The sequence below is a fragment of the Synechococcus sp. R6-7 genome (assembly GCF_047461695.1).
In the GTDB taxonomy this organism is placed as follows: domain Bacteria; phylum Cyanobacteriota; class Cyanobacteriia; order Thermostichales; family Thermostichaceae; genus Thermostichus.
Genome location: NZ_JANSHS010000335.1, coordinates 1 through 6,628 on the forward strand (window position 1 = coordinate 1; position 6,628 = coordinate 6,628).

Genomic DNA, 6,628 nt, shown 5'->3' on the forward strand with positions numbered 1-6,628 from the left:
GGCAAAAGCCGTCCTGGAAGGGCGGGGCTTCAGGCCTAGCTTCTTGGTAAAGTTTGGAACTGCCCGCATTCGGGATTGCCTTAAACTTCTCTTAAATCCTGTTTCACAGGTAACTGCTAGCATGAGGCCAACTTCACTCCCACCCCCGGAAAGGAAGGCCTTTATGAACTGGCTGATGCTGCTTGGTCTGCTTTGTCTTCCTGCCTCTCTGTTTTCGTTTGTTGAGTATTTGCGCTCCCAAAGGTTGGTTCAACAGCTCTCTGCAACTCGGTTGCTCAAGATAGCCGAGCTTCGCCATCTCGGTCAGACCAACCCCCAGGCAAAAGGAGCAAACTTGGCTCAAGTTTACGGCAGGGTTGTGTGCGATCGGCCTTTGGTATCGGAACTTTCGCGACAGCCTTGCGTCTACTACAAGTCTGAGATCTCTTGGGAGTATGACGAGATTGAATGCTATCGAAGGTATTTGAATAGCCAAGGCGATGTAGCGTATAGCGAACGGATCAGCGAAGGCGAATATCAGAACGCTCTACGCTTGGGATCCCGAGCAAAATCCTATCCGGGGGAGATGGTCGGGAAAAAGCCCGGCTTGGGCTACTCTGACTCCGGTTCTTTTCAGAAAAGGGTTGATCCCGACTACTCTAATTCTTTTCCACAAAAGCCCAACCCTGGCTACCCCGGTTCCGGTTCTTTCCAGAAAAAGCCTGGTTACCCCGACTACCCCCAGCAGCTTGGCTCTCCAGGCTATCCTCAAAAATCGCCGTTTTCCGAAGTAAGCTCTCCCCAAAAACACTACGCCAACGTGTATTACGATCCGAGCACAGGTCGGGAATATCTCCTTGAAAGAGAGACGAGAACGAGAGACGAAACCCTTCACTCGGTGGTTCGCCAGATCCCTTTTTTCATCGAAGACGAAACTGGAAGGGTGAGGGTGGATCCCACAGGTGCGGAGATAGAGGCTATGTCGGTTGTGGATGAGCATATTTTTCCAGGAAAAGGGCCCAGCCGGTTCAACTTCAATCTCAAGCGCTACCTTTCCGGAGTGAGAACAGAAAATCGCTCCACCCGAGCTTTTATCTATAAGGAATGGGTGATTCCGGTGGATGCGATGGCGTTTACCATGGGGCAGGTGCGTTTTGAGGCAGGGGATCCCGTGATCCGAAAACCCCTTTCTGGGGAAAGGTTTATGATTGCCCCCAAATCCCCTGAAGCCCTCTTGGAAGAGCAGCGCTCCAATGCCAGCAGCTACCTGGTGGGATCCGTCGTCCTGCTGGGTATCGGCATTTTCACCGTGCTCCACCTGCTGCAATCCCTGCAGCCTTATCGCTAGTTCCTGCCCAGGCAGAGGGAAGCCTACTGCCACTCACAACGACAAACCCAGCTTGAGCCCAAGCAGGGCATGGGCAAACAGTACACATAGAATGAGGCTGCCCACATAGGCATGGGTGGTGCGCAAAGCAGCGCGGTTGCCCCCAAAGCCGCTGAGGGACAAAGCTCCATTCACCGCCAACAACAGCAACACCAGGGATCCCGTCCAAAAATGGGGGCTGCTCAACAGGGGCTTCCCTTGCATCACCAGAGAAAGAAGGCCGCCAGTGTAGCCCAAGGCAATGAAGGTGGCCATCCAGGGGGCCAATTTGCGGTGGTCAAGCAGAGGCTTCTGGGCCGCTTCCGGCAGGGATCCCTCTGGCGCTGTGGAGGCGGCTGCCAGACGCAAGGCCCGTCCTCGCCACCCAGTCAGGCCGACAAAGCTGCCCATCACCACCACCACGATCCCCATCATCAAGGGGTGACCCCATTGCACAATGGGTTGGGGCAAGTTAAGGCCGGCAAAAAACTGGGCTACGGGCTGCAAGGTGGCGGCTAACCCATCCGAAGCTGCCGACAGATCCGGCAAGGCCAAGCTCAACAGGTTCATGGCGCTCCCTCTACCTCCGCAATAAATCTACAGCTGCTTAACAAATCTACAACACCCCAATTCTAGAATGGGAGGACATCAGTGATCTCCCTCAATTCGTTGAAGGGAGGACGTCAGCTGACCCATGCCAGCGGGAAGCTTCTGGTGGGCACCTGGCAGCGGTAGAATGTCTGACGGTAAAGCTGTGGCTGTGAGCGGCTCTCTCGCCACTGAGTGCTGAGCAAAACGGAGTTGTTGAGATGGCCAAGTTGTTGTTGGGGGATCAAGCCTTTGAGGTCGAGCTGCTGACGGATGTGCCCACCAATTGGCCGGGAATTAAAGTCATGTCTAAGGGGGCCAAGCTGGACATTCCAGCGGGAACTGTGGTGAAGGTGGAGGCCGAGGATGACCACATAGCCGGCTCCTATAAGGTGGTCTATCGTTTGGCGCCTGCCTATCCCCGCAGCTGGCGGCTACTCCTGGAGCGGGAGAGCGTCGCCACGGCGCCTCAGGTGGCATCGGCTCCAGAACCAGAGGTCGCTCAGGCCAGCAGCTCAGAAGGAGGGCTGCCCAATAGCGATAAAATCTTCACCATCAAGGTATCCGGCCTTGTGGGAGGAGGTGTGCGCAGAAGTGTTGTCGAGTACAAAGTGTCCTTCAGCCGCCTTTCCCAAGAAGTGAAGCGGATCACCCAAATGGGAGGCAAGATCGTCAGCATTGCCGAGTCCAATCTGCTAAGCACCCTTGAGTAGCGGTCGGCTTCCTGGGAGGTTCTGGGTTCTTTCAGGCCACCCGTCCAGGCCGTTCTGGTTCAAACAATTTCAACGAGGGATCCCTGTAGAAAGCATGCGGCGATTTCTCCCCTATCCCCAACCTGAGGATGGGGTGGTAGGCTGGCGTTGGTTTTGCCGTTGCCTGGAAGGCTGCCTTTTCCTGCTGTCCTGGGGGTGGGCTTTGGGTAGGAAAAGGCGTTCCGGCGAGGGCTGAGCTTTTGCAATTGGGAGTGGGGAGTGAGGCCATGACATCTCGACGACAGCCGACGCGCTTGGGAGGGTCGATGCCCCAAGGCCATGCAGGCTTTGGGTCAGCAAGGGGATCCCAGCCGTACCCCTCGCCCACTCCACGACAAAGCTTTTCCTCTTCCTCTCGACGTCCGCTGGCCAAGTCTCGACCGAGGTTACTCCCCTTCTTAAGCTTGCTGGTGATCCTGCTGGGATTTGGGGCTGGGGCCCTGGTGGCCTGGGCAACTGCTCATCCCGACTGGGTCAGCCGCCTGCCGGGGCTCTCGCCACCTCTAGCGGAGATCCCTGCCCCCCGCGCCCACGCTAAAGCGGCTCAACAGCGCTTGCCCATCTCCTTAGAGACCCAACTGGAGCGGGATCCCTTTGCTTTGGATCCCTTGGCCAGTCTTTCCTATGTGCCCGCCATCATGTACCACGATGTGGTGGCCAGACGCAAACAGGTCTGGTTCGACACTACGGTGGCGGAGCTGCGGCAACACTTTGAGGCCATTAAGCAGGCGGGGTTGACCCCCATCCACATCGACCAACTCTACAAACACCTGCGGGACGGGGATCCCTTGCCCGAAAAAGCCATTTTGCTCACTTTTGACGACGCCTACCTGGGCCTGTACGAGAACGCCTACCCCCTTTTGAAGGAGTACAACTACCCCGCCACCTACTTTGTGCAAACCGGCTTTGTCGGCGTGCCCACCAGCAAGGATCACTTCACCTGGGATCAGATGCGGGAGATGGATGCCAGCGGGCTGATTGACTTTGCCGCCCATACCGTCAACCATCCTCCTGATCTGCGGGTGCTAGACGATGCCCGCCTACGGCGGGAAGTGTTCGACTGCAAGACCAAGCTGGAGCAGGAGCTGGGCCACCCCATCCACTACTTTGCCTATCCCGAAGGCAACCGGGACGAGCGGGTGAAGCAATACCTGGCCGATGCCGGTTACCGGATGTCTTTTACGATGGATCCCGGTTTTACAGGACAATCGCCCAACTTGCTGGAGGTGCGACGCTTTAACCAGTTTCGCATCACCGAGGCCATCATTGGCGCTCGCACCTTCACCCTCAACCGCAGCCCCGACTACCGGCTGGATGTGACGCAGCCTCTGGCTCTGACCGACGAGATCATTGACGGGGTGCGGGTGCTCACCATCCGCGGCGGACGGGCAGCCACAGTGCACGCAGAACGGCGCTACGAAGTCAGGACGTTGGTCCAGCGCTACCAGGCCGATGCCGGCATCAATGGCAGCTTTTTCTCTATCCCTTGGATCAACTCTGCCAGCAATGTCATGGTGGGGCCGGCGATGGCTGCCAACCACAAGACCTTCATCCCCGGTCGCCCCGAAGATGACCAGGCAATCCGCGGCCGGCCGCTGGTGCTGCTGGGCAGGGATCGCATCCGCTTTGTGCCCTTCGACCCCGATACGATGACCCGCTTGGAGAACATTCGCCAGTTGATGCCGGATGTCACGGATCTGTTTGTGGCCGGTCTGTGGCTGGTCAAGGATGGCCATGCCCTCTCTCCGGCGGAGATCAACTCGTTCCGCCTTGCCAGCGCTGCTGAGTTTCGCCCCAGAGCTTTCTTTGGGGTAGATGACCAGGAGCGGGTGGTGATCGGAGTTACCAAAACCCACGTCAACGCCGCCATCCTGGCCCGTCTTCTGCCCAAAACCGGGATCCGGGAAGCCGTGCTGCTGGACTCTGGCTTTAGCACCTCCCTGGTCTACCAAGGGGAGATCCTCGCCACCGGCCATGCCGGTCCCAACCAGCCCAGCCGTCCTGTGCCCCATGCCATCTTGCTCTACGACCTGACTCGCCTTTGGCGGGAGGATCCCCATCCCGAGGCCAAGGCTGGCTCTGAGGGAGATCAGCTGGAAGGGCTAGTGCAACTTTTGCCAGCTAGCGACCAAGATGCAGCCAAAGCCCAGCTAGAGAGCGTCTTGGCCAGCCAACGCACTTTGAGGCGGGGGGATCGGGGGGCGGCGGTGGTGGCGGTGCAACTGGGGTTGAGCCACCTGGCCACTCAGCAGGGACGGCTGGATCTACTCCCTTCGGGCCCTGATGGGGTGTATGGTCAAGAGCTGGCCCAGGCAATGGCGGAATTGGTGCTGGCTGCACCTGAGCGCAGTGAGATGGGATCCCCCCTTCCAGCCACCCCTACCCCCCTGGTGGCCGGAACGGCGACAGCCCGCCAAGGGGTGGACATCATCGATGCTCAACTGCTGCGGCGTCTGCTGGAGCGCGTTAACTTGGCCTCTCCCTCGGTACTGGTGGATACGCGCTTGGAACGGCCTGCCCTGTCCCTGGAGCGCAAGCCAACCCGGAAACTGCTGCCCAGGGTTGCCTTCGGGCAGGACTAAGTCTTGTCTTCGCCTTCCAACCTAGGCCTTGGCGGGAAGCCTAGAAGATCCCCCTCCAACAGAGGCTATCTCTGAGAAAGACGGGCCTGCCGGCAACGAATACACCCATAACCTGGAAGGGTTTCTCCCGCAGCACCACTAGATCGGCTCTTAGGCCTGGGCGAAGGGCTCCCCGATCCTGCAGACCAACCGCCTGGGCAGGGTTGTGAGTGACCAAAGCTATGGCTTGGGGCAGATCCAGCAGCTGCTTCTCCGCCAAGGCAAAGGCAGCCCTCAAGGCTGAAGCGGGGGAGTAGTCAGTGGCCAAGGCGCCTAGGGCTCCTACTTGTAGAGCCTCCGAAGCGGAGAGATTGCCGACATGGGAGGATCCCCTCAGGGCATTGGGAGCCCCCATGACCACCAGCAGGCCCAGTTTCCGCGCTTCCAAAGCTGCTGCTAGGGTAACCGGAAACTCGCTAATTTTCAGGCCCATCTTGGCCATTAACTGAACCTTGGCGGGGCAGTCGTCGTCGTGGGAAGCCAAAGGTACCCCCAAAGCTTGCGCTTGCTGAGCCAATTGGGCAAAGCTCTGCAAGGTCTCCTCCCCCGCCTTGGCCGCCAAACTAGCGGCAACCTCCTCGGAAGGCCGGGCCAGCTGGCGAGCCATGTAGCGGATGTAGTCCTCCGGCGTCCGGAATTGGCCTTGGCCGGGGGTGTGGTCCATGAAGGAAAGGAGATCCACCCAGCCTTGGCTGAGAGCTTGGCGAACAGCTTCTGCTCCCAAGGGGCGCGAGAGCTCATAGCGAGCGTGGATCCTCAAGTCCAGAGCCAGCTGGGAACGCAGCGCCACCAACTGCTCTGCCATAGCCAAGGCCGTTTCTGTGCTGCGCCAGCCAGGCAGGCCTTCCCAAAAGGACAGAGTTACAAAGGCAGTGGTAATCCCCGCCGCCAAAGCTCGGTTTTCCCAAATCCCCAAGGCCATGTCCACCGCCAGCTGTACCCCTGGGCGCGGCTCCAGCTCGGGCTCCAGGCTATCGGTATGGAGGTCGACTACGCCGGGCACCAGGGTAAGTCCTCGCAAAGGGATCCCTTCCCCCACTTGCCCCTGCCGAATCTCGGCAATCCGCTCCCCCTCCAGCCGCAGGGATCCCACCGGGAGGACACCATCGGGGAGAACTAGCTTAGGCCCTGCTAGCCACATTTGCCCTCACCTCCAGGGAATAGGTTTTGTCAACCAAACCCGACACATCGTCTAAGGAGTGAAAAACGCCAATGATAGCTGTTCCCTGCTGCTTCAAGGCTCGTAGGCGTTCTCGCAAGGCCAACTTGGCTGCAGTATCCAAGCTGGCGGTGGGCTCGTCCAGAAGCAGCAGCGGATAGGG

At 58.9% G+C, this 6,628-nt stretch carries 5 protein-coding genes and 1 pseudogene; 3 read left to right on the top strand and 3 right to left on the bottom strand.

All coding sequences use genetic code 11. The annotated features are described in order from the left end of the window. The first annotated feature begins 565 nt into the window (after nt 1-565). Entirely contained in the window at nt 566-1,327 is a 762-nt protein-coding gene (locus NW815_RS10135; protein ID WP_414342134.1) for an E3 ubiquitin ligase family protein, read from the top strand. 33 nt (nt 1,328-1,360) lie between these two features. Here NW815_RS10135 and NW815_RS10140 read toward each other — a convergent pair whose 3' ends face one another. Continuing rightward, the gene (locus NW815_RS10140; protein ID WP_011431843.1) at nt 1,361-1,915 is read right to left on the bottom strand and encodes a DUF4079 domain-containing protein; all 555 of its coding nucleotides are present in this window, start codon (nt 1,913-1,915) and stop codon (nt 1,361-1,363) included. Between the two features lie 239 nt (nt 1,916-2,154). Here NW815_RS10140 and NW815_RS10145 point away from each other — a divergent pair, with 239 nt between their 5' ends. Continuing rightward, on the top strand, nt 2,155-2,646 hold the full coding sequence (locus NW815_RS10145; protein WP_414387927.1) for a phycobilisome linker polypeptide: 492 nt from the start codon (nt 2,155-2,157) through the stop codon (nt 2,644-2,646). Nucleotides 2,647-2,912: 266 nt separating this feature from the next. Continuing rightward, complete coding sequence (locus NW815_RS10150; RefSeq protein ID WP_414387928.1) at nt 2,913-5,267, top strand: polysaccharide deacetylase family protein; 2,355 nt, start codon at nt 2,913-2,915, stop codon at nt 5,265-5,267. Between the two features lie 40 nt (nt 5,268-5,307). Here the strand turns inward: NW815_RS10150 and NW815_RS10155 are convergent, their stop codons facing one another. Further along, on the bottom strand, nt 5,308-6,447 hold the full coding sequence (locus NW815_RS10155) for an alpha-D-ribose 1-methylphosphonate 5-triphosphate diphosphatase (RefSeq protein WP_414387929.1): 1,140 nt from the start codon (nt 6,445-6,447) through the stop codon (nt 5,308-5,310). Continuing rightward, nucleotides 6,428-6,628, bottom strand: a pseudogene (locus tag NW815_RS10160) (phosphonate metabolism protein PhnL); the annotation flags it as partial. The pseudogene NW815_RS10160 and the gene NW815_RS10155, both read right to left, overlap by 20 nt.